This window comes from Amnibacterium endophyticum (assembly GCF_042680685.1).
Taxonomy (GTDB): Bacteria; Actinomycetota; Actinomycetes; order Actinomycetales; family Microbacteriaceae; genus Amnibacterium; species Amnibacterium endophyticum.
On record NZ_JBHUEA010000018.1, the window covers coordinates 43285 to 63886 of the forward strand.

Here is a 20602-nt window from a genome sequence, read left to right on the forward strand (position 1 = left end):
CCGGACGCGGTCACGGTTCCGCTCCGCGGAACACCTCGAACGCACGCGCGCTCGTGGCACCGCCGTGCAGGCGCACGCGGTCCAGGAAGTCGCTCGGCTCCGCGGGCTCGGAGCCGGGCATGGGCATGGTGGTGAAGGCGTCCGGGTCAGACACCCCGGCACGGTACCGAGCGCACGCAGCGGGCCGCCCTCCCCCGTCCGGGTTACGCAGACGGAGGCGGCGCTGCCCGCGGATCCAGACGGTCCATGAGCAGCGCCTCCCTCTCAGCTCTGCTTCAGCCGTCCGTCCGCGTCGAGGTAGTCCCGCCAGGAGCGCTTCGGGTTCCATCCGAGCATGCGCACGGCCTTCGCGCTCGAGATGCCCGACGCGTCCGGCCTATCGAGCTGCCGGAGCTCGATCTGGTCGCCGTAGTACTGGTGGAGGATCTCCGCAAAATCGCGTCCTCCGACGTTGTCGGGCGACGCGATGTAGAAGATCTCGTGGCCCGGCAGGTCGGAGTCGGTCGCCAAAACGATCGCGTCGGCGAGGTCGTAGACGTCGATGTAGCTCCAAAGGTTCGGGCTGAGCACGGAGGCGTCGCGGACCTGCGGCCCGAGGTTCATCTCGTAGGTCTCCTCGTTCTGCACCCAGGAGGGTCGGATCGAGATCACCCGGATGTCCGAACGCTCCACCGCGGCGTTCATGAGCTGCTCGCCGAAGTGCTTCGAGAGGGCGTAGGGGTCCTGCGGATGCGCCGGGTGAGCCTCGTCGACCGGCGCATACTGCGGAAGGAACGGCCGCTCTGGGAAGAAGAAGCCCGGCACCGTCTCGCTCGAGATGTTGACGAACCGAGGGACGTTGAAGCGCACCGCGGCCTCGAGGACGTTGAAGGTCGAGATCAGGTTGGTGCGGAACACCACGTGAGGCGGGTTGCCCGTCGGCTCCGGGATGGCGGCGACGTGCACCACCGCGTCCATGCCGCGCACCACTGCGAACGCCTCGCCCGCGTCGGTCAGGTCCGCCATCGTGTATTTGGCGCTGCCCTCCGGCTTCCGATCGAAGTTCGGGCGGAGGAGATCGGTGGCGTGCACCTCGTGTCCTGCGTCGAGCAGTGCCTGGGTCGCGGCGCGGCCGACCCGTCCGCGAGCGCCGGTGACGAGGACCTTCATGTATTGCTCCTTCATTAGGGTTCAGCGCGACGGGTGTCGTCGCGCAGCGTGCCGCTGTGCTGCGGCTTCATCAGGCACGTCTGCGGCGCCACTGGTTCAGCGCGACCGCGCCGACGATGATCGCGCCGCTGAAGACCTGCTGCCAGTACGGCGAGATGCCGAGCAGGATCAGGGCGTTCTGGATGAGGAGCAGGAGCGTCGTGCCCAGGGCTGTGCCGAGCACGCCGCCGACTCCTCCGAAGAGGCTGGCGCCGCCGATCACCGCCGCGCCGATGGCGAGCAGCTCGTACCCGTTCCCCGCTCCGGGCTGCCCCACGCTCAGCCGTGAGGTCTCGAGGATTCCCGAGACAGCGGCGAGCCCCGCCGAGATCACGAACACCGAGACCTTGATCCGCCGCACGTCGATCCCCGAGAGGACGGCCGCCTCCTCGTTCGATCCGACGAAGAAGATGTGCCTGCCGTAGGTGGTCCGAGTCAGCACCACGTGGGCGACGACGGCGATCACCGCCGCGATCCAGATCGGCACCGGGACGCCTGCGATGCTCCCCTGACCGAGGAAGAGGAAGGGCTCAGGGAAGCCGCTGATGGTCGAGCCACCCGTGATACCCAGGGCGACCCCTCGAGCTGCGGCGAGCATGCCCAGTGTCACCACGAAGGAGGGCAGGCCGCCGTAGGCGTTGATCACGCCGTTCACGACGCCCACAGCCAGCCCGCCCAGGAGCGCGATGAGCACCGCGACGACGGGCGGCAGCCCCAGTGAGACCATCGCTCCGCCCGTGAGCACGCTCACGAGAGCGACGATCGAGCCGACGGACAGGTCGATCCCGCCGATGAGGATGACGAAGGTCATGCCCGTGCTGATGATCAGGGCGAGCGCGATCTGCCTGCCGACGACCGTGATGTTGCCCGGCGTGAGGAAGTACGGGGACGCGATCGAGAGGAAGATGATCAGGAGGATCACCACCGCTGCGAGCGTCGATTCACGCGCAGCGATCAGACGCCGGGCCCGATCACGGAGCACGGTGCCAGCCGGCGCCCTCCCGCCGTCCTCTCTCGAGGGGGAAGTCGGGTCGCTTCCCGAGCGGGTCTCGACGGTCTGCTGGTTCACGATCTCTCCGAGTTCTGTGCGAGGTACGAGGTCCCGTCGTCCTGGACCCCTGTGGCGAGAGCCATCACGCGCTTCTCCGTGGCGTCGGAGGCATCGAGTTCGCCGACGCCGTAGCCCTCGCGCATGACGACGATGCGATCCGCGATCCCGAGGACCTCCGTCAGCTCGGAGGAGATGACGAGTACGGCGACGCCGTCTGCGGCGATCCTGCGGATGAGGGCGTAGATCTCAGCCTTCGCGCCGACGTCCACGCCCCGCGTGGGCTCGTCGAGGATGAGCACTCGGGGCGAGCGCGCCAGCCAGCGAGCCAGGACGACCTTCTGCTGGTTGCCCCCGCTCAGAGTCCCCGCTCCCACCTCCAGTGCGGAGCTGCGCAGGTTCAGCTGCTGTGCGAAGCGGCCGGCCAGCGCGCGGTCTCGTCGGCCGGAGACGAACGCGAGTCGGGAGATCGACGCGAGCGACGCCGAGGACATGTTCTCGCGGACCGGGAGCCCGAGGAACAGCCCCTGCGCCTTCCGGTCCTCCGGGACCAGCCCGATGCCCGCCGCCATGGCGTCCTTGGGACTGCGGAACCTCCTCGGTACTCCATCGAGCAGCACCTGACCGGCCGTCCTCCGCCGAGCCCCGAAGATCGCCAGCGCGGCGTGGCTGCGCCCGGCACCGATGAGCCCTGACAGCGCCACGATCTCGCCCGGTCGCACCGAGAAGCTCACGTCGTGCAGCAGGGCCCCGCAGCCGAGGCCGCGCACCTCCAGGGCCGGCACCGCCTTCTCGTCGACGTTCGACGCCCGGACTCCGTAGAGGTCCTCGAGATCGCGGCCGACCATCATCTGCACGATGTCACCCGGGCGCGCAGCGTCCGCCTCCCGCACGCCCACGACGGCGCCGTCTCTCAGGACGGTGATGCGGTCTGCGATCTCGAAGATCTCCCGCATGCGGTGCGACACGTAGACGACGGCGACGCCGGACTCGCGCAGGCGACGCACCAGGGCGAGGAGCGCGTCCACCTCCTCCTCCGTCAGCGACGACGTCGGCTCGTCCATCACCACGACCCGAGCGTTGACCAGGAGCGCCTTCGCGATCTCCACCATCTGGCGCATCGCGATGTTGAGGTCACCGACGAGCCGGGTCGAGTCGAGGGACACCCCCAGGCCGCGGAGCAGCGCCTCGGACCCGCGTCGCATGGCGCCGAAGTCGACCGTGCCCAGGCGCGTCCGGGGCTCCCGCCCGACGTAGACGTTCTCCGCCACGCTGAGGTGGCTCGCCAGGTTCAGCTCCTGGTAGATGACGGCGATGCCGGCGTCCTGTGCGTCGCGCGGCGAGTTGATCGCGACCCGCTCGCCGTCGACGAGGATCTGGCCCTCGTCCGCCCGTGCGGCGCCGGCGAGGATCTTGAGGAGCGTGGACTTGCCCGCCCCGTTCTCTCCGACGAGCGCCATGACCTCGCCGGACCGGATGCTGAGGTCGACGCTCGAGAGCGCCCGGACCCCCGGATAGGTCTTCACGATGCCCCGCATCGCGACGACAGGATGATCAGCCACAGTGCTGCTCCTCGACTCGGTCGGACGACGTGCCGAAGGCTGAACGCCTTCGGCACGTCCTCACTCAGTGCTCGGTCTTCAGGAACTCGTCGAGCGTGCTCGGCGTGACGGTGACGACGCCCGTGTCGATGTTGAAGTCCTTGCCGGGACCGGGCTTGCCCTTGTCGAGGTCGACGAGGATCTGCAGCGCCTGCGCCGTCATGCCGAACGGCTTCTGCGAGATGAGCGCGTCGACGCAGCCGCCCTTCATCCCGGCGATGCCCTGCGGAACGACGTCGAAGCCGACCGCCTTGATGGATCCGCATTTGCCGCCGGACTTGAGGGCCCCGGCGATGCCGGGCAGGTCGCTGCCGCCGATGCCGATCATCCCGCTGAGGTCGGGCTGCGCCTGCAGGATCGTCTCAGCAGCGCTCTGCGCCGTCGCTACCGACTCGCCTGAAGTCTGCGTCGCGACGAGCTTGATGTCCGGGTGCTTCGCGAGCGCCTTCTTCACCCCTTCCAGACGTTGGTTGAGGTTCACCGCGGTCAGGCTGCCGATGACCACGGCGACCTTGCCCTTGTTCCCGATGGCGGACGCCAGCGCCTCCCCCGCCTGCTCGCCCGCCGCGACGTTGTTCGTCCCGATGTATCCGAGAACCTGACTGTTCGGCACCGGGCCGTCCCACGCGATCACGGGGATGCCCGCGGCCCTCGCCTTCGCGATGTCGCCGACGACGCTCGCGGGATCGTTCGGGGAGATCGCGATGCCCGCCGGGTTCGTCGCGAGGACGGAGTCGAAGATCTGCACCTGCGCTGCGGCGTCATCGTTGTCCGGCCCGAGGAACTGCGCCTTCACGCCCAGCTTCTTCGCCTCGGCCTCCATCCCCTTGCGGGCATCCACCCAGTAGGGGTTGTTCAGCGACTTCGGGAGGAAGACGAACGTGCCGCCCGACTTGCCGGGCGCCACGCTCGCCGCGTCCGACGCCGCTGACGTTCCCGATCCGGGCCCGCTGCATCCGGTCAGGGCGATCGCCGAAGCGGCGACCACCAGTGCTGCTGCCATGGCCTTGCGCATTGCTACTCCTTTGTACTGCGTCGGTTCAGTGGTGAGTCATCCGTGCTGCGTCGCACGGCTCGAGGTGCTGGTGGAAAGGGGAACGGAGGGGCGTCGTCGCCGATCAGGAGAAGGACTTCTCGGCCCCGGAGTCGGGCGGATCGCCATCGCCTCGGAGGACGTGCACCGCGCGCAGGAGCGATTCGTCGTCCCCGACGTTGCCCGCGAAGACGACGTAGGGCAGCCCGCGCGGCGAGTCGTCACTGCTCTCGGTGACCCAGACGGAGACGATCCCGGGGAAGAGTTGACCGGCGACGGTCGCGCGCCGGATGCCGAGCCCTCTGGTCGCCACGTCGCTCGAGGTGATGCCGCCCTTCGCGAGGACCCACGCGACCGGCACCTCGGCGACGGCGCGTCCGCTGATCCCGGTGAGCGCCGCCGACACGGCCTGCGCAATCGACAGGCTCGACGCTCCCGTCTCGCCGGTCACACGGACTCGGCTCGTCGCGAGCACCGCGTCGCCTCCGCGGAGCGCCTCGACGAGGGCATCGCCCTTCTGGAGCACCTCCTCGTCCTGCGTCGACGGATCGAGCAGGCGCGGGACATCGAGCTCGATCGTCCGGACGTCGGGCAGGTCCTCGCGGAGCCGTGCGAGCTGCCTCGTGCTCAGGTCGACGTGCGAGCCGACGACGATCAGCCCGTGGCCCTCGCCGCGACCGGTCCGGAACACCTCGGCGGAGCGGAGCGGCTCGCGCGGGGCGATGCCGAGTCGAGCCGCAGCGAACGAAGGACCCGTCCTCGCGAGGACGCGGACCCCGTGCTTCTCCGCCTCGATCACGCCGAGGACGACAGCATCGAGGTCCGACTCGTCGACCGCGTTCACCACGACCGGAGCGGCGTTCCGTGCCGAGGCGAGGATCTGCTCGACCCGAGACGGGCCGCCGAGCCGGATGTCCGCGAGCCCGATGCTGAGGACGTCCCCGGCCTTCACTCGGCCGGCCGTCTTCTCCTCGACGTAGTCCTTGAGGTCCGAGCTCACGAAGCCGAAGGTCGCGTCCTTCGCGTAGACCGTGCTGCCGACCGGTTCGTACCGCTCCCCGTCGGCGACCCAGTGGACGTCGTCCGCGGTGACCCGCCCCGCGGGGAGGTAGGCGGGGACGATCAGCACCGCGTCGTAGGGATCGCTGCGTTTCTGTTCCGCGAGCACGTCGGTCTCGAGCGGATAGTGGCCGCGCAGGGTGGAGTCGCTCCGGGCCAGAAGCGTGTAGGGCCGACCGGCCGCGGCTCGTTCGACGGCGCCGACGACCTCAGTCAGGAGCCCACGAGTCTCATCCGCTCCGAGGCCTCGGGTGTTGGTGAGGATGAAGAACCCGTGGCTGGGTTGCTCGAAGGCCCATCCGAGGTCGTCGATGCCCCAGGCGGTCAGCACCGGTACGTCGTGCACCGCCTGGCTGCCGGTCGGGTCGTCGTCGAGGACGACGACCCAGGGGCCGCCGTCTTCGTTCGCCGCCTTGATCCGTTCGCGCGCATGAGGCACCACCGCCTCCGGCGGCGTCCCCTCCAGCATCTCCGAGCGCGTCACGGACGCTCCGAGCGTCGGCGCGCTCACGACGCCAGCGCGGCGACGCGTTCGGCCAGATACTCGACGCCCATCCGCGGGCTCGACAGCACCTCGAGCCCGGTCCGATCCTTCAGCACGGGAGCGAGCCGGTTCATGGAGGCCTGAGCCAGCACGATCAGGTCCACCTCCGCGGCGAGGTCGACCGCCTGCGTGACGACTATCTCGTCGTGCCGCGCACGGTCGCCGCCCATCAGCACGTCGAAGGCGCCCTCGCACAGCCGCTGCACGACCTGGATCTCGCGGTCCAACGCGTCCGCCTGCGCCCGGATGAGGTCGGTCGTGGGCTGGAGCGTCGTCGGCACCGTGGCCAGCACGCCGATCCGACGGCCCTCGGCCGCGGCCCGTCGAGCCATGGCGTCGTCGATCTTCACGACCGGGATGGCCACGGCGGCTGAGGCGGCGTCGAGGGCCGGGCCGAGCGAGGAGCACGCCGAGAAGATGATGTCCGCGTCCGCGGCTTCTGCCGCCTCTGCGAGCCGGACCATCCGCATCTCGCTCTTAGCGGAGATGCCCTGCTCCCGCACAACGGTCGCGAGCACGTCCGAGTCGACGAAGTGGAGCACCTCTGCGTCGGGGATGAGCTCGGCGATCAGATCGTTGATGATCGGCTCGACCTGCACGAACACGAAGCTGGTGTGCAGCACTGCGATCTTCTTCGTCATCGAAGACTCCCTAGTAAGTCATCAGACATCTGGTGACTGAGGAGAGTGTGACGCTGCACGCCTCGCTTGTCAAGGCTCACCGCAGGCCGTCTTCTCGGTGCCGCACGCTGCGGACTCTCTGGAGACGACGGCGGATCGACGATCGTTGCAACGTGCTGCGCGACGCATCACGTCGGGACGGTCAGGTCCTCCGCGTAGGCGCGACGACGCGGATCACGGCGGAGTCGTCCTCGGTGGCGAGCCCCTGCGCCGCGCCGAGGAGGAAGAGCTGCTCGGCAGCGGCGGCCACCGGCGCGGCCATGCCGGCCGATCGCGCGGCATCGCCGACGATGCCGAGGTCCTTCACGAAGATGTCGAGACGACTGAGCACCTCGGCTCCATCGTCCCCGTAGGCGTCGAGCATGCGGGGCCCGCGATTCGCGAGCATGAAGGAGGCCGCCGCCCCCTCCCCCAGGGCCTCGAGCGCCGCCGCCTGATCGAGGCCGAGCGCGTCGGCAAGCGCGAGCGCCTCGGCCGCCGCCGCGATGTGGACGCCGCACAGCAACTGGTTCACCGTCTTGAGCGCCTGACCATCGCCGGGAAGCGCCCCGACGCGACTGATGGTCGACCCCAGCATTCGCAGCACAGGCTCGACGTGCGCGTAGGCGGCGTCCTCGGCTCCGACGACGATCAGCAGGTCGCCCGCCCGCGCACGGACCGGTCCGCCCGACAGGGGAGCGTCGACGAGACGCAAGCCGGTGCCGGCCTCCGCGAGCCGTGCCGATGCACCCCGCGCCGCTTGGATGCCGACCGTGCTGGTGAGGATGACGGTGCAGCCCTCCTCGAGGTGCGCGGCCACGCCCTCGGACCCGAAGAGCACGGCGTCCAGCTGTCCAGCGCTGCGCACCGCGATCACGACGACGTCGGCCCCCGCGACGGCCTCGATCGCGGTCCGCCGATCTGTCGCCCCAGCCTCTCGGGCAGCCGCGCGTCGTCCGGCGGTCAGGTCGAAGGCAGTGACCGCGAACCGCTCCGCGAGTCGCGCGGCCATGGGGAGCCCCATCGCGCCGAGCCCGAGGACCGCCACCACCGGATCAGACACGACCAGTCATCATACTATTCGGAGGGCGTTGGAGCGCCGAGAAGCCGATCGCTCGGATGCGGGGGACCATTTGGCCAGGAAGTCGCTCGTGAACACGGTCGCGGACGACCTGCTCGACCGGATCGTCGCCGGCGAGTTCTCTTCGAGCGATCCGATCCCGGGCGAGCAGGAGCTCACCGCCCGCCACGACGTCAGCCGTGTGACGGTCAGAGAAGCGGTGAAGACCCTCGAGGCCCAGGGCGTCGTACGCGTCGAGCAGGGCCGCGGGACGTTCGTCAACCCGGTCCATGAGTGGACGTCCATGGAGGCCGTGCTCCGCGCGGCGACCGAGGGCACCGACGGCGAGACCGCCTCGATCCAACTGATCGAGCTGCGGCGCATCTTCGAGACCGGGGCGAGCATGCTCGCCGCGAGCAAGATCACGTCCACCGACCTCCAGGAGATGCACGCCTGCATCGACCGCATGCGTGCCGCCCACGCTCGCGGCGACGTCGACGAGTTCGTCGCCGCTGACCTCGAGTTCCACGACACGATCCTCAACGCTGCCGGGAACGTCTTCCTCACCGTCCTCTTCCGCCCGCTCACCCGGATCCTCGCGGCTCGCCGCCGGGAGACGTCGAAGGTGGCGGAGATTCAGCGCAACGCCATCGTCGAGCACGAGAAGGTGTGGACCGCGCTCGAGTCGCGCGACCCGGCAGCCGCTCGCCGTGCGATGGAGAGCCACATGAACCAGACGCTCACCGACCTCCGTCGCTACGTGCTGTCACCTCGGCCGTGAGTCGATGGGCGCCGGACCGTCCGTGCGCCTTCCGACCTCGTCGGCAACTACTGCACGGTGCGGTACGACGGCGTCTCAACTGAAGAGCCCGCCCCCGCGCGGACGGCCGCGTCGAACTCCGCGAGCATCGCGGCCCGCTCGTCGTCGTCGCACCAGGCGGCCTCGAAGCCGGCGCGGGCGATGCGGGTCGCGTCCTCGAGGTCGAGCCCCATCGCCGGCAGCGCGTCGGCGTACTCGCGTCCGATGTCGGTGTCGAAGAAGACCGCGTCGTCGGTCGACAGGTTCACCGGGAGCCCGGCCCGGATCATGCGCGCGATGCGGTGGTCCGGGGCGAACGGCCACTGCGAGAGCCGCAGGGTCGAGTACGGGGTGCAGTCGAACGGCACGCCCGAGTCCCGGGCGCGTGCGAGCGCGTCCGGGTCGTCCACCACCCGGTAGCCGTGGTCGACCCGGTCGAGCCGGAGGGCGTCGATCGCGTCCGGCACGTCGGCGGGCTGCGCGCGCATCGTCTCGCCGACGTGCGCGGTGCGCTTCAGGCCGTGCCGCTCGGCGAGCGCGTAGGCGTCGCGGAAGCGCAGCGCGTCCTCCGCGCCGTCTGCCGTGAGGTTGTCCTGCCCGATCCCGACGACGGCGGCGCGCCGATGCGCGAGGACCGTCTCGACGAGCGCGACGGCGGAGGACGCGGGCAGCGACCGGTCGATCGCCACCACGATGCGGGAGCCGACGCCCCACTCGGCGCGTCCCTGCTCGAGCCCGTCGATCATCGCGTCGATCAGCACCGGGTAGGGCAGCGGCAGGTCGTCGGGATTCACGAACAGCTCGCGGTAGCGCAGGGAGCCGGCCGCCACGGCGTCCGCGACGCCCTCGGCCGCGACCCGCGCCACGTCCTCGGGCCGGGTCAGCACCGCCTGCGCGGCGTCGAAGACCTGCAGGAACGCGAGCAGGCCGCCCTCGTCGAAGGGCGCGGACGGGTCGTGGTGCGGCAGCTCGATGCGCTCGCGCGCCGCCAGCTCGGCGAGGGTCGCGGGCCGGATCGTCGAGACGAAGTGGCAGTGCAGCTCCGTCTTCGGCAGCCGCCGCAGGCGCTCGCGCAGCTCCATGGGTCGTCCCTCCTGCGTCCGACTCCAGAATCGGAGCATCCTCGCTCCGGACCGGGCCGGTCAGGTGCGCAGCCGCCACGGCGACGGCTGCAGCCTAGGGACGCGGTCGGGGCGCCGCCCGCGTCGGAACGGTCAGGCGCTGAGCGCCACCTCCGACGCCTCCCGATCGGCGCCGCAGCGGCGGCACGGCTCGGTCTCGCAGGAGGTGCAGGAGCAGCGGGGGAAGAGGTGGCCCTCATACGCGCAGCGGGGGTTCATGCATCGACGCTGGCGGAGGGCTCCGGACGCTGCGCCCGGGGCACGCCGGAACCCCCTGCAAGTGGGGGTGCGGCGGACGGACCCCGTCCACGGACGCAGAACCCCCTCGGCCGGCGTCGTCCTGCCGATCGAGGGGGTTCTGTCACGCGCGGTGGCGGTGGGATTTGAACTCGATCAGGGCGATATCACGACGTCGAACGATTACAGAGAACATGGCCCTGACCAGTTGTTCTGATCTCAAGAAGTCGCGCCGACTCTCGTAGGGACTCGCAGAGATGTGGGCAGAATGTGGGCAGAGCGAGCACCCCGGCCGCTCATCGCTGGGCAGCGATGGACGCCGACGGTCAGGGCCGTTGCGTGGAGAACATCGCGATTCCGACAACAGCTCGACTGCGAAGGTCGCCCGCTGAGCCACCGCCCGGATCCAACTCGTCCCTCCCGAGATCGACGAGCCCATTCGTCTGGTCGAACACGTGCGGCTCGACACCGGTCGCATCAGGTTGGTGGCGCTTCACAGCTGCTCCTCAAGTCGTTGATTCCGCGCAGGTGCTGCGCGCCATCACCCTCCTCCAGGAGATGCCGCAGACCAACGGCCGGGGTCGATATCTCGTCCAGTTGGACGAGATCGGACCTCCGTGATGGCGCGCTCATGCGGCAGGTTCATACATTCGCCACATGCAAACAGTGCACCGGCTGACACGAGGACTGGTCCCGCCCATCCTGGGCGTGGCGTTGCTCTCGTGGTGGTGCGTCTCGGTGTCCGCGGACGTGGGGCCTGCGCAACTGTCTGATTGGGCAGCGCTGCTGCTCAATCCGTTCACCTGGGCGGCACTGCTGCTTTTCGGCGGCGTGGGCCTCAGTTGGGTGGCGCCCTGGGCAGCGATTGCCGCGCTGTATACCGCCTTCTTTGTGCAGCTCACCGCTATCAACGGTTTCCTCGACCAGCAGGGGTGGGCCGCGTCCGCCGCGATCGTGCTTGCCGTCGCGCTCCTCGCCGTCCGAGTACAAGACAGACGACGGCTGACGCTGCTCGCGTTGCTTCCCCTTGGAGCGCTGGTGGGCGTGATCATGAACGGCAACGAGCTCGCGCTGCTTCGGCAGGGTGTCGTTCAGGATCCGATGCAGAGCGTGGGCCTTCCGCTGGTGTTCTGGTCGACCATCGCGATGGGCGCGATTCTCGCCGCGTGGACGATCGGGTCCGTCTTCCATGCCCACCGGCGACAAGTCGCGGCCGAGCTTGAGACGCAGGCAATCCGATCCGACCTCGCCGGCAGCAGGATCGAGCTGCGCGTCGCCGAGGAGCGCGACCGCATCGCGCAGGACGTGCACGACATCACCGCGCACTCGCTCAGCGTCATCGTGGCGCAGGCCGACGGCGGCGCCGCTCAGGCGAGCGACGACGTCAGTCGTGCAACGCTCGCAACGATCGCCGTGAGCGCTCGGTCCGCCCTCGCGGAAGTGCGCACGCTGCTGGAGAACCTGGAAGACCCGCGGATGGACACCGGGTTCACCGCCGCGGACATCGAGGGACTGGTCGAAGGCGTCCGAGCCACCGGCCGTGCCGTCGACCTCGAGCAGCGCGGCGACGCGACGGCGCTGCCTGCCGCGTCCGGGCTCGCCGCCTATCGGATCGCGCAGGAGGCGCTGACGAATGCGGTCCGCCACGGCGCCGACGCACCGATCACTGTCGCGCTCGACTGGCAGCCCTCGGGCCTGTCCATCGTGATCTCGTCGCCGCTCGGGGCGGACAACAGCGATACCGCTACGCCGGGCCGCGGCGTGATTGGGATGGAGCAGCGCGCACGGCTGGTCGGAGGCTGGGTCTCGTCCGGGCCCGACCCCGACGCCGGTCGCTACGTCGTCACTGCGTTCCTGCCAGTCCCGCGGCCGGCCGTAACGCCATGACAAGGACAGTGCTGGTTGCCGACGACCAGCCGCTCTTCTGCTCGGGCCTGCAGCTGCTGATCGATGCGCAGCCCGACCTGAAGTACGTCGGCGCCGCGCATTCGGGCTCGGCTGCCGTCAGGGAGAGCGCGCGCTTGCATCCGGACATCGTCCTGATGGACCTTCGGATGCCGGATGGAAATGGTGTGACGGCCACACGCGAGATCCTCCGTATGCCCGCAGCGCCTCATGTCCTTGTGCTCACCACGTTCCGCGACACGGCCAGCGCACGGCTCGCAATGAATGCAGGGGCGTCTGGCGTATTGACGAAAGACGCGACGCCCGGTCGACTCATCGGCGCGATTCGCGATGTGCTTGCGGGAAGACCCGTGCTGGCGACGAGCGCGTCGACACCGATGCTGAGCGATCCCGTCCCAGCACACGCCCCGGACCTCGCTGCGATCGCAGGACTGACACCGCGCGAACGGGAGGTCTTCCTCCACGCCGCGCGAGGACTCAGCAACCCTGAGATCGCCCGCCTGGCACACATCAGCGAGAACACGGTCCGCACCCATGTGAGCGCGATCCTCGGCAAGCTCAGGCTCGAGAATCGGCACGAGTTGATCCACTTCGCGCACAGACACGGGCTACTTCCTCTTCTTTGACTTCCGCCGAGCCGAGGCGGCACGCCCTGCGGGATGTCGCGCCAGGACCTGCTGCGACTCGGCAGCGACAGGACGTCAGAAACAGTGGACCTTCATGGGCGCAACATCTCGGGAGCAGGCGTCGGGATGCGGCTGTCCCTCCCTCGTGCTCCATGACATGTCAGCACAATCCACAAGACTCTGCCTCGTGGACGACAAAGCGCGGGCGGAGGCAGATTTGCTGGGCCTGCAGCGCCTCGGTCACCGCCTCAAGCTGATCCTCGAACTCGAGGCGCACGAACGGGAAGCGCGCTTCGACCTCGCCCGACCCGGATCAGAACTAGCGCTAGATGATCAGTCAGCACGGCCGTACCAGGTGAGTCATCTCGTGGGGCACTGCCTCGCACTGTCGCTCGACGCGCTTCTGGGGGCGCAGTTCGTCCTGCAGGATCCGGCAGACGTGAACGGGGTGCGGCTGCTCATGTCCGCCCCGTTTCCGCTCCTCAGGACGGCGATGGAAGCCGGCGCGCTCGCGATGTGGGTTCTAATGCCGGATGCGCGGGATCAGCGCCTTGAACGGCTTTTCCGAGCGCGCTGGGACGACATCGTCAGCGACGACAACCTCGCGCTGGCTTTCACAGAGTTCCGTGACAGCGATTCCCGTGAGGACGTCGCGGGGAAGAACCGGTTGCGTCGCGAGAACACGAAGCACGTGCGCCGCCGCAAGGCGGCACTTCGCGGCGCCATGGACGCGACTTCTATAACGCGCGCAGCCGTCGAACTTGGGCTGCCTGGCTTCGGCCCGCTCATGGCTCAGACTGCGCCGTCTCTTGGCATCGACCCCAATCACGCCCACGGACTCTGGCGCACCGTCAGCGGGCTCACCCACCCATCTGCATCGAGATCGATCCTCGCTTCCTCCGTCGAGTACCAGCACTCGAGCGAGCCGGGGGTCTCTCGGGCCTTCCTCACAGCGCGACCATCGCTTCTCAACTCCGCAGTCGAGGCAGGTCTCCTTCTTCCCTGGCACGTACTCCGGCGAGTCGCTCAGCTCGGCGATAATCCAGCGGTCGAGTTCGTCGTCCCGGCAGGGTTTCCGCCTCCGCCTCCGCCACGAGCCGCGTGAACTCCTGCAGCGAATTAAAGCGGCGGTCGTCCAGCGCGACGCCGCATCAGCGCCTCGCCACACCCCTCGTAAGGCGCCTCGTCGACCACGAGGGGTCTTGCGAGGGGTTTCGAGCGTCTTGCCCTGTCCTGGCCTGCCACCTCGGCTGGCGCCGCTCCCGAACCACCCACACACAACTTGAAGAGCAAGAGCAGTTGTGTGTGGGTGGTTCGGGAGTACAGGTGGCAGGCCAGGACAGGGCAAGGCGGCGAGAGTTCAGAAGGCGGAGGAGAAGGGGTGTGGGGGAAGGGAGCGGAGCAGGGAGAGGAGGGGGCGGGACAGAGCGGAGAGCGCGGAGAGAGAACGTCAGGTGAGATGACGACGAGTGGTGGATTGAGCGAGGAGCGGGGAGTGTCGGAGAGCGGTGATGCGATCGGCTGAGTGACGGGTGGATCGCCGTGCGATGAGTCGTGACGCGAGGGGATGTGGGGCTTGGCTGCGATATCGGCGTACGAGACAGCGGCGGGGAAGCGGTACCGGGTCCGGTACCGGAAGCCGGATCGCTCGCAGACGGACAAGCGCGGATTCCGCACGAAGCGGGAGGCAGAGCTGTTCCTCGCTTCGGTGCAGGTGGCGATGGCCCGTGGAGAGTTCGTCGACGCGACGGCCGCGCGCGAGACGATCGGCGTACTCGGGGCGGCGTGGCTGCGCTTCCAGACCCACCTCAAACCCTCGTCCGTCCGGCCCGTCGAGATCGCGTGGCGGCTCTACGTCGAGCCGCGGTGGGGCACCACGCCCGTGTCGGCCGTCCGGTACAGCGACGTGCAGGAGTGGGTCGCCGAGATCAGCACGGATCGCAGCGCGACGACCGTGATGCGCGCGCATGGCGTGCTCGCGTCGATCCTCGACGTCGCCGCTCGAGATCGGCGGATCTCGTCGAACCCGGCTCGCGGCGTGAAGATGCCACGGAAGGGGAAGAAGGCGCACATGTACCTGACCCACGAGCAGGTGAGCGACCTCGCGCTGGAGTGCGGGGACAAGCGCACGTTCGTTCTGGTGCTCGCGTACTGCGGACTCCGCTGGGGCGAAGCGGTCGGTTTGCGGGTGCAGGACATCGATCTCGGTCGACGGCGTATCAACGTGACGGTGAACGCGGTCGAGGTCGCTGATCGGATCGAGGTGGGCACGCCGAAGACCCACAAGCGCCGCGCGGTGCCGTTCCCCGCGTTGCTCGGCCCCGCGCTCATGGCGCAATGCGCCGGCAAGAGCGCCGAGCAGCTCGTCTTCACCGCCGAGGACGGCGGCTACCTCCGGCGCACCCGGACGGACGAGTCGAGCCGAGGCTGGTTCAGTCAGGCGGTCCGCCGGGCTGGCATCCCACGGATGACCCCACACGATCTCCGGCACACCGCCGCGAGCCTCGCGATCCAGTCCGGCGCGAACGTGAAGGCGGTCCAGCGGATGCTCGGGCACGCCTCCGCGGCGATGACCCTCGATGTCTACGCCGACCTGTTCGACGACGACCTCGACCTAGTGGCGGGGCGGCTTAATGAGGGATTGGCTCGCACAAGTGTGGGCAAAGTGTGGGCAGACCGCGCACCTGAGAAAAGTCTGAACCCCCTCGATCCTCGAAGTTCCGGGGATCGCGGGGGTTCAGTACTGGCGGTGGCGGTGGGATTTGAACCCACGGATGGCTTGCACCATCACATGTTTTCGAGACATGCTCCTTCGGCCGCTCGGACACGCCACCGGGATCGATTGTACGGGGTCCTGCGCAGCGGCTCATGCAGGACATCCGCGCTGCGTCGATGCGGCGCGACGAATCGGTGCCGGTGCGGTCGTCAGGTGCAGTTGCGGCGCACCGCGGCACCGCAACTGCACCTGACGACCGCATCTCGCTCGCGCGGGCGGGCGAGCGGACGAGCAGCGGCCGCGCGGCGGTCGACGCCGGTGTCGGAGGGCGCACATATCTTCGAGCCATGCCGGCCTCCCGCTCCCGCCCCGCCTCCCCCGGCTTCCGCTGCGCCGAGTGCGGCTGGCGGACGGCCAAGTGGGTCGGCCGCTGCGCCGAGTGCCAGGGCTGGGGCACGGTGCAGGAGGCGGAGGCGGCCGTCGGCCGCGTGCAGGCGGCGGTCGTGCCGCTGACGCGTCGCGCCACCCCCATCGGCGAGGTGCCGCTCGACTCGGTCGCGCGGCGACCGACGGGCGAGGGCGAGCTCGACCGCGTGCTCGGCGGCGGGGTCGTGCCGGGCTCGGTGATCCTGCTGTCCGGCGAGCCGGGCGTCGGCAAGAGCACGCTGCTGCTCGCCGTCGCGGCGCACGTCGCCGCCGCGGGCGCCCGCGTGCTCTACATCAGCGCCGAGGAGTCGCCCGGCCAGGTGCGGCTGCGTGCCGAGCGCACCGGCGCCCTCTCCCCCACGCTCTACCTCTCTGCGGAGACCGACCTCGCCGTCGTGCTCGGCCAGATCGACCAGGTGGAGCCGGACCTCGTCATCGTCGACTCCGTGCAGACCGTGTCGTCGGCGGAGACGACCGGCTTCGCGGGCGGTCCGGGGCAGGTGCGGGAGGTCGCGGCGTCGCTGACCCGCGTCGCGAAGGAGCGGAACGTCCCCGTGCTGCTCGTCGGGCACGTCACGAAGGACGGGCAGATCGCCGGGCCGCGCGTGCTCGAGCACCTCGTCGACGTCGTCTGCCACTTCGAGGGGGATCGCGGCACGCCGCTGCGATTCGTCCGCGCGATCAAGAACCGCTTCGGTCCGACGGACGAGGTCGGCTGCTTCGAGATGTCGGGAGAGGGCATCGCCGGGGTGGCCGACCCGAGCGGTCTGTTCCTCTCCCGGGCCATCGGCACGGAGGCCGGCACCTGCGTCACGCTGGCGCTCGAGGGCCGACGTGCGATCCCGGTCGAGGTGCAGGCGCTCGTCGTGAAGACGAGCGCGCCGTCACCGCGCCGCGTCGTGAACGGCGTGGACAGCAGCCGCGTGGCGATGCTGCTCGCCGTGCTGCAGCGGCACGGCGGGGTCGACCTGTCGCAGCACGACGTCTACGTGTCCACGGTCGGCGGGGTGCGGCTGACCGAGCCGGCGACCGACCTCGCCATCGCGCTCGCGCTCGGCTCCGCGACCACGCAGGTGCCGATCCGCGGCGACATCGCGGTGTGCGGCGAGATCAGCCTCGCCGGCGAGATCCGGCCCATCGTCCAGGCGGCGCGTCGGGAGTCGGAGGCGAAGCGCCTCGGCTTCGGCACGCTGCTCGGGCCCGACCTCGCCACGCTGCGCGACGCGATCATCGCGGCCATCGCGCCGCGCTGATCCGCTTCCGCGAGCCGGGGTGGTCTCGAGGCTCCTCCGTCGCACCTCGACCAGCGGTACGGCGCGACCGGCGGGGCGGGCGGGCGGCGGCCGCGGGGGCTAGAGGTCCTCGTCCGGGTCCCAGTCCGGGACGATCGGGATGCTCGCGGTCATCAGCGAGCCGTCGTCGCGGCGGGTCTGCGCGAACTGCGCCACGGTCGGCCTGCCCGGCAGGTCGGGGCCCTGGCCCACCAGCGGCACCCGCAGCACCGCGTCGCGCGTGGCCGTGTGCCGCTCGCCACGGACCGCGAGGTCGACGTCGTCGCCCGCCAGCACCTCGATCGCCAGCACGTCCGCCCGCACCGTGACGAGCAGCCGGCTGCCCTGCCAGCGGATGCGGAAGCGCAGCTCGGGCCAGTCGGCCGGCAGCCGCGGGTCGAAGGTCAGGTGACCGCCGCCGTCTCGCATCCCGCCGAACCCGTAGACAAGCGCGCTCCACACGCCGCCGGTCGAGGCGACGTGCACGCCGTCGCTGGCGTTGCTGTGCAGGTCGTCGAGGTCCACGAAGAGGGCGTGGTCGAAGTACTCCATCGCCAGCTCGCGGTACCCGATCTCCGCCGCGATGATCGACTGCACCACCGCGGACAGGGTCGAGTCGCCGGTCGTCAGCGGGTCGTAGTAGTCGAAGTCGCTGCGCTTCATCTCGTCCGAGAACTCGTCCGACAGCAGGAACAGCGCGAGCACGACGTCCGCCTGCTTCAGCACCTGGAAGCGGTAGATGACGAGCGGGTGGAAGTGCAGCAGCAGCGGCAGCTTGTCCTTCGGCGTGTTCTCGAGGTCCCAGACCTCGCGGTCGAGGAAGTGCGCGTCCTGCGGGTGGATGTCGAACGCCTTCGAGTACGGCACCACCATGGCCTCGGCGGCGCGCTCCCACTCGCCGATCTCCGACTCGTCGAAGCCGACGCGGTCGACCATGCGGGCGTACGCCTCGGGGAACTGGTCCGCGACGATCCGCACGCTCTCCGCGGCGTACCGCAGGTTGAAGCGGGCCATCACGTTCGTGAACAGGTTGTCGTTCACGACTGTCGTGTACTCGTCCGGGCCGGTCACCCCGTGGATGTGGAACGAGGTGCCGTGCGTGCGCCGCCAGAAGCCGAGGGTCGTCCAGAGCCGGGCGGTCTCCACGACGATGTCGATGGCGCCGCGCGCCAGGTAGTCGGTGTCGCCCGTCGCCCGCACGTACTTCGCGACGGCGTAGGTGACGTCGGCGTTGATGTGGTACTGCGCGGTACCCGCGGCGTAGTAGGCGCTGGCCTCCTCGCCGCTGATGGTGCGCCACGGGAAGAGGGCGCCGCCCTCGTTGAGCTGCCGCGCCCGCCGCCTCGCGGCGGGCAGCATCCGCTCGCGCATCTTCAGCGCGTTGCGGGCGAACAGCGGCGAGGTGTACGTGAGGAAGGGCATCACGTAGATCTCGGTGTCCCAGAAGTAGTGGCCGCTGTAGCCGCTGCCGGTGACGCCCTTCGCGGGCACGCCGAGGGAGTCCGCGCGCGCCGATGCCTGGGCGAGCATGAACAGGTTCCAGCGGATCGCCTGCTGCGTGGCGGGCTGCCCCGGCACCTCGACGTCGCTGCGGTCCCAGTAGGCGTCGAGCCATTCGCGCTGCAGGGCGTACTGCTCCTCGACGCCGTTCTCGAGCACGCGATCGAGCAGCCGCTGGCCGCGGTCGATCAGCTCGCGCGGGGGCACTGAGCGCGAGGAGTGGTAGGCCGCGATCTTCGTGATCTTCACCGGGACACCCGCCCGCGCGCGCACCTGGTAGACGTTCTTCGCGATGTCGGGGCTGATCGAGGCGCGGCGCTGCACCTCGTTCTCGGTCTCGATCACGTGGTCGACCATCACCGACAGCGTCATGTGGGAGTGCGTCACCCGGTAGCTGAGCACGCTGCGGTCCTCGTGCTGCCAGTGCTCCACCGGCTGCAGCACCCGCTCCGCGAGCCGCTCCGCCCGGCGCGGGTCGAACCCGCCGGCCCCGCTCTGGGAGGTGCGGCCGAACTCGTCCTCGCCGTCCTGGCGGTTCAGGACCTGGCTGGAGACGACGACCGTCGCGTTCGCGTTCTCGACGACGACCTCGAAGCTCATCACCGCGAGGTGGCGCTCGACGAAGGACACCATGCGGGTCGACTTCACCCGCACCCGCTTGCCCGACGGCGTGAGCCAGAGGAGCTCGCGCCGCAGCACGCCGTCGCGGAAGTCGAGCTCGCGCTCGAAGGTGAGCAGCTCGGCGATGTCGAGCACGAGCGGCTCGTCGTCGACGTAGAGCCGCAGCACCTTGGTGTCGGGCACGTTGACGATGGTCTGGCCGACCTCCGCGAAGCCGTACGCCTGCTCCGCGTGCCGGATCGGCCACACCTCGTGGAACCCGTTGATGAAGGTGCCGTGCTCGTGCGCGTTGCGGCCCTCGGAGCTGTTGCCGCGCATGCCGAGGTAGCCGTTCGCGACGGTGAAGATCGTCTCGCTGAGGCCCAGCTTCTCCTCGGAGTAAATGCGCTCGACGAGCTTCCACTCGTCGACGGGGAAGCGGTCGCGGTCCATCAGACGTGTGCCCCTTCGTCGGACGCGGTCAGCAGCTCGGCGAGGTCCTGCACGACCAGCCCGGCACCCGCACCGGAGAGCTCGTCCGCCCCGACGCCGCGGTCGACGCCGACCACCAGGCCGAAGCCGCCGGCGGCGCCGGCCTGCACGCCGGAGATCGCGTCCTCGACCACCACGGCGCGGGCGGGCTCGACGTGCAGTCGGCGCGCGCCCTCCAGGAAGATGTCGGGCCGCGGCTTGCCGGGCAGCCCCTGCTCCGCCGCCACGACGCCGTCGACGACGACGGGGAACCGGTCGGCGAGGTTCGCGGCGGCGAGCACCCCGACCGCGTTCTTCGAGCTCGAGACGATCGCGACCGGCGTGCCTGCCGCGCCGAGCCGGTCGAGCACGGCGAGCGTGCCGGGGTAGGCCGCGATGCCCTCCTGCTCGAGCAGCGCGGAGAAGACCGCGTTCTTGCGGTTGCCGATGCCGCAGACGGTGTCGGCGTCGTCCGCGTCCTCGGGCGAGCCCCACGGCAGGTCGATGCCGCGCGACTCGAGCAGCGCGGCGACGCCCTCGTAGCGGGGCCGGCCGTCGAGGTGCTGGAAGTAGTCGTCCTCCGTGTACCCGGGGGTGACGTCGCGCTCGTCGAACAGGTCCTGGAAGGTCCGCTTCCACGCCCGCATGTGCACCTCGGCGGTCGGGGTGACCACGCCGTCGAGATCGAACAGGACGGCGGAGGCGTCGAAGAACGCCAGGCGGTGATCGCTCACGCCA

The 20602-nt window shown here is 69.8% G+C and carries 16 protein-coding genes, 1 tRNA gene and 1 pseudogene; 6 read left to right on the forward strand and 12 right to left on the reverse strand.

Going from position 1 to position 20602, the window contains the following annotated elements; translation table 11 throughout:
- Window positions 1–10: 10 nt before the first annotated feature.
- The 8 genes from ACFSBI_RS11925 to ACFSBI_RS11960 all read right to left on the reverse strand — a co-directional run bounded on the left by ACFSBI_RS11925 (window position 11) and on the right by ACFSBI_RS11960 (window position 8201).
- Window positions 11–154: a hypothetical protein gene (locus ACFSBI_RS11925; protein WP_377935205.1), complete on the reverse strand. Its 144-nt coding sequence runs from the start codon at window positions 152–154 to the stop codon at window positions 11–13.
- Between the two features lie 110 nt (window positions 155–264).
- On the reverse strand, window positions 265–1149 hold the full coding sequence (locus ACFSBI_RS11930; RefSeq protein ID WP_377935207.1) for an NAD-dependent epimerase/dehydratase family protein: 885 nt from the start codon (window positions 1147–1149) through the stop codon (window positions 265–267).
- 70 nt (window positions 1150–1219) lie between these two features.
- A complete protein-coding gene (locus ACFSBI_RS11935) occupies window positions 1220–2113 on the reverse strand; it encodes an ABC transporter permease (RefSeq protein WP_377935209.1) in 894 nt (297 codons plus the stop codon).
- A 140-nt stretch (window positions 2114–2253) separates the two neighbouring features.
- Entirely contained in the window at window positions 2254–3798 is a 1545-nt protein-coding gene (locus tag ACFSBI_RS11940; protein WP_377935211.1) for a sugar ABC transporter ATP-binding protein, read from the reverse strand.
- A 64-nt stretch (window positions 3799–3862) separates the two neighbouring features.
- Window positions 3863–4840 carry a sugar-binding protein gene (locus ACFSBI_RS11945; protein WP_377935213.1) on the reverse strand — a complete coding sequence of 326 codons (978 nt, stop codon included), beginning with the start codon at window positions 4838–4840 and terminating at the stop codon, window positions 3863–3865.
- A 115-nt stretch (window positions 4841–4955) separates the two neighbouring features.
- Window positions 4956–6413, reverse strand: a complete 1458-nt coding sequence (locus ACFSBI_RS11950) for a four-carbon acid sugar kinase family protein (RefSeq protein ID WP_377935215.1) — start codon at window positions 6411–6413, stop codon at window positions 4956–4958.
- 23 nt (window positions 6414–6436) lie between these two features.
- Window positions 6437–7114, reverse strand: a complete 678-nt coding sequence (locus tag ACFSBI_RS11955; protein ID WP_377935217.1) for an aspartate/glutamate racemase family protein — start codon at window positions 7112–7114, stop codon at window positions 6437–6439.
- 181 nt (window positions 7115–7295) lie between these two features.
- Window positions 7296–8201 carry an NAD(P)-dependent oxidoreductase gene (locus ACFSBI_RS11960; protein WP_377935262.1) on the reverse strand — a complete coding sequence of 302 codons (906 nt, stop codon included), beginning with the start codon at window positions 8199–8201 and terminating at the stop codon, window positions 7296–7298.
- Between the two features lie 64 nt (window positions 8202–8265).
- Here ACFSBI_RS11960 and ACFSBI_RS11965 point away from each other — a divergent pair, with 64 nt between their 5' ends.
- Complete coding sequence (locus ACFSBI_RS11965; RefSeq protein ID WP_377935219.1) at window positions 8266–8973, forward strand: FadR/GntR family transcriptional regulator; 708 nt, start codon at window positions 8266–8268, stop codon at window positions 8971–8973.
- A 47-nt stretch (window positions 8974–9020) separates the two neighbouring features.
- Here ACFSBI_RS11965 and ACFSBI_RS11970 read toward each other — a convergent pair whose 3' ends face one another.
- Window positions 9021–10073, reverse strand: coding sequence for an adenosine deaminase family protein (locus tag ACFSBI_RS11970; protein WP_377935221.1), 1053 nt, complete (start codon window positions 10071–10073; stop codon window positions 9021–9023).
- A gap of 933 nt (window positions 10074–11006) precedes the next feature.
- Between ACFSBI_RS11970 and ACFSBI_RS11975 the strand changes: the two genes are divergently transcribed.
- The 4 genes and pseudogenes from ACFSBI_RS11975 to ACFSBI_RS16275 all read left to right on the forward strand — a co-directional run.
- Window positions 11007–12236 (forward strand): sensor histidine kinase, encoded by a 1230-nt coding sequence (locus tag ACFSBI_RS11975; RefSeq protein ID WP_377935223.1) that lies wholly within the window; start codon window positions 11007–11009, stop codon window positions 12234–12236.
- Window positions 12237–12244: 8 nt separating this feature from the next.
- Window positions 12245–12880, forward strand: a complete 636-nt coding sequence (locus tag ACFSBI_RS11980) for a response regulator transcription factor (protein WP_377935225.1) — start codon at window positions 12245–12247, stop codon at window positions 12878–12880.
- Between the two features lie 187 nt (window positions 12881–13067).
- Entirely contained in the window at window positions 13068–13985 is a 918-nt protein-coding gene (locus tag ACFSBI_RS11985; RefSeq protein WP_377935226.1) for a hypothetical protein, read from the forward strand.
- Between the two features lie 462 nt (window positions 13986–14447).
- Window positions 14448–15419 (forward strand): annotated as a pseudogene (locus tag ACFSBI_RS16275) (tyrosine-type recombinase/integrase); the annotation flags it as partial.
- A gap of 205 nt (window positions 15420–15624) precedes the next feature.
- On the opposite strand, the gene ACFSBI_RS11995 reads toward ACFSBI_RS16275, so the two are convergent.
- A tRNA-Ser gene (locus ACFSBI_RS11995) sits at window positions 15625–15714 on the reverse strand.
- Window positions 15715–15943: 229 nt separating this feature from the next.
- Between ACFSBI_RS11995 and radA the strand changes: the two genes are divergently transcribed.
- Entirely contained in the window at window positions 15944–17275 is a 1332-nt protein-coding gene (gene radA / locus ACFSBI_RS12000; RefSeq protein ID WP_377935228.1) for a DNA repair protein RadA, read from the forward strand.
- A gap of 99 nt (window positions 17276–17374) precedes the next feature.
- On the opposite strand, the gene ACFSBI_RS12005 is transcribed toward radA, so the two are convergent.
- Window positions 17375–19846 (reverse strand): glycoside hydrolase family 65 protein, encoded by a 2472-nt coding sequence (locus ACFSBI_RS12005; protein WP_377935230.1) that lies wholly within the window; start codon window positions 19844–19846, stop codon window positions 17375–17377.
- Window positions 19846–20598 (reverse strand): HAD family hydrolase, encoded by a 753-nt coding sequence (locus ACFSBI_RS12010; RefSeq protein WP_377935232.1) that lies wholly within the window; start codon window positions 20596–20598, stop codon window positions 19846–19848. The genes ACFSBI_RS12005 and ACFSBI_RS12010 overlap by 1 nt, the downstream gene beginning before the upstream one ends.
- Window positions 20599–20602: the final 4 nt, after the last annotated feature.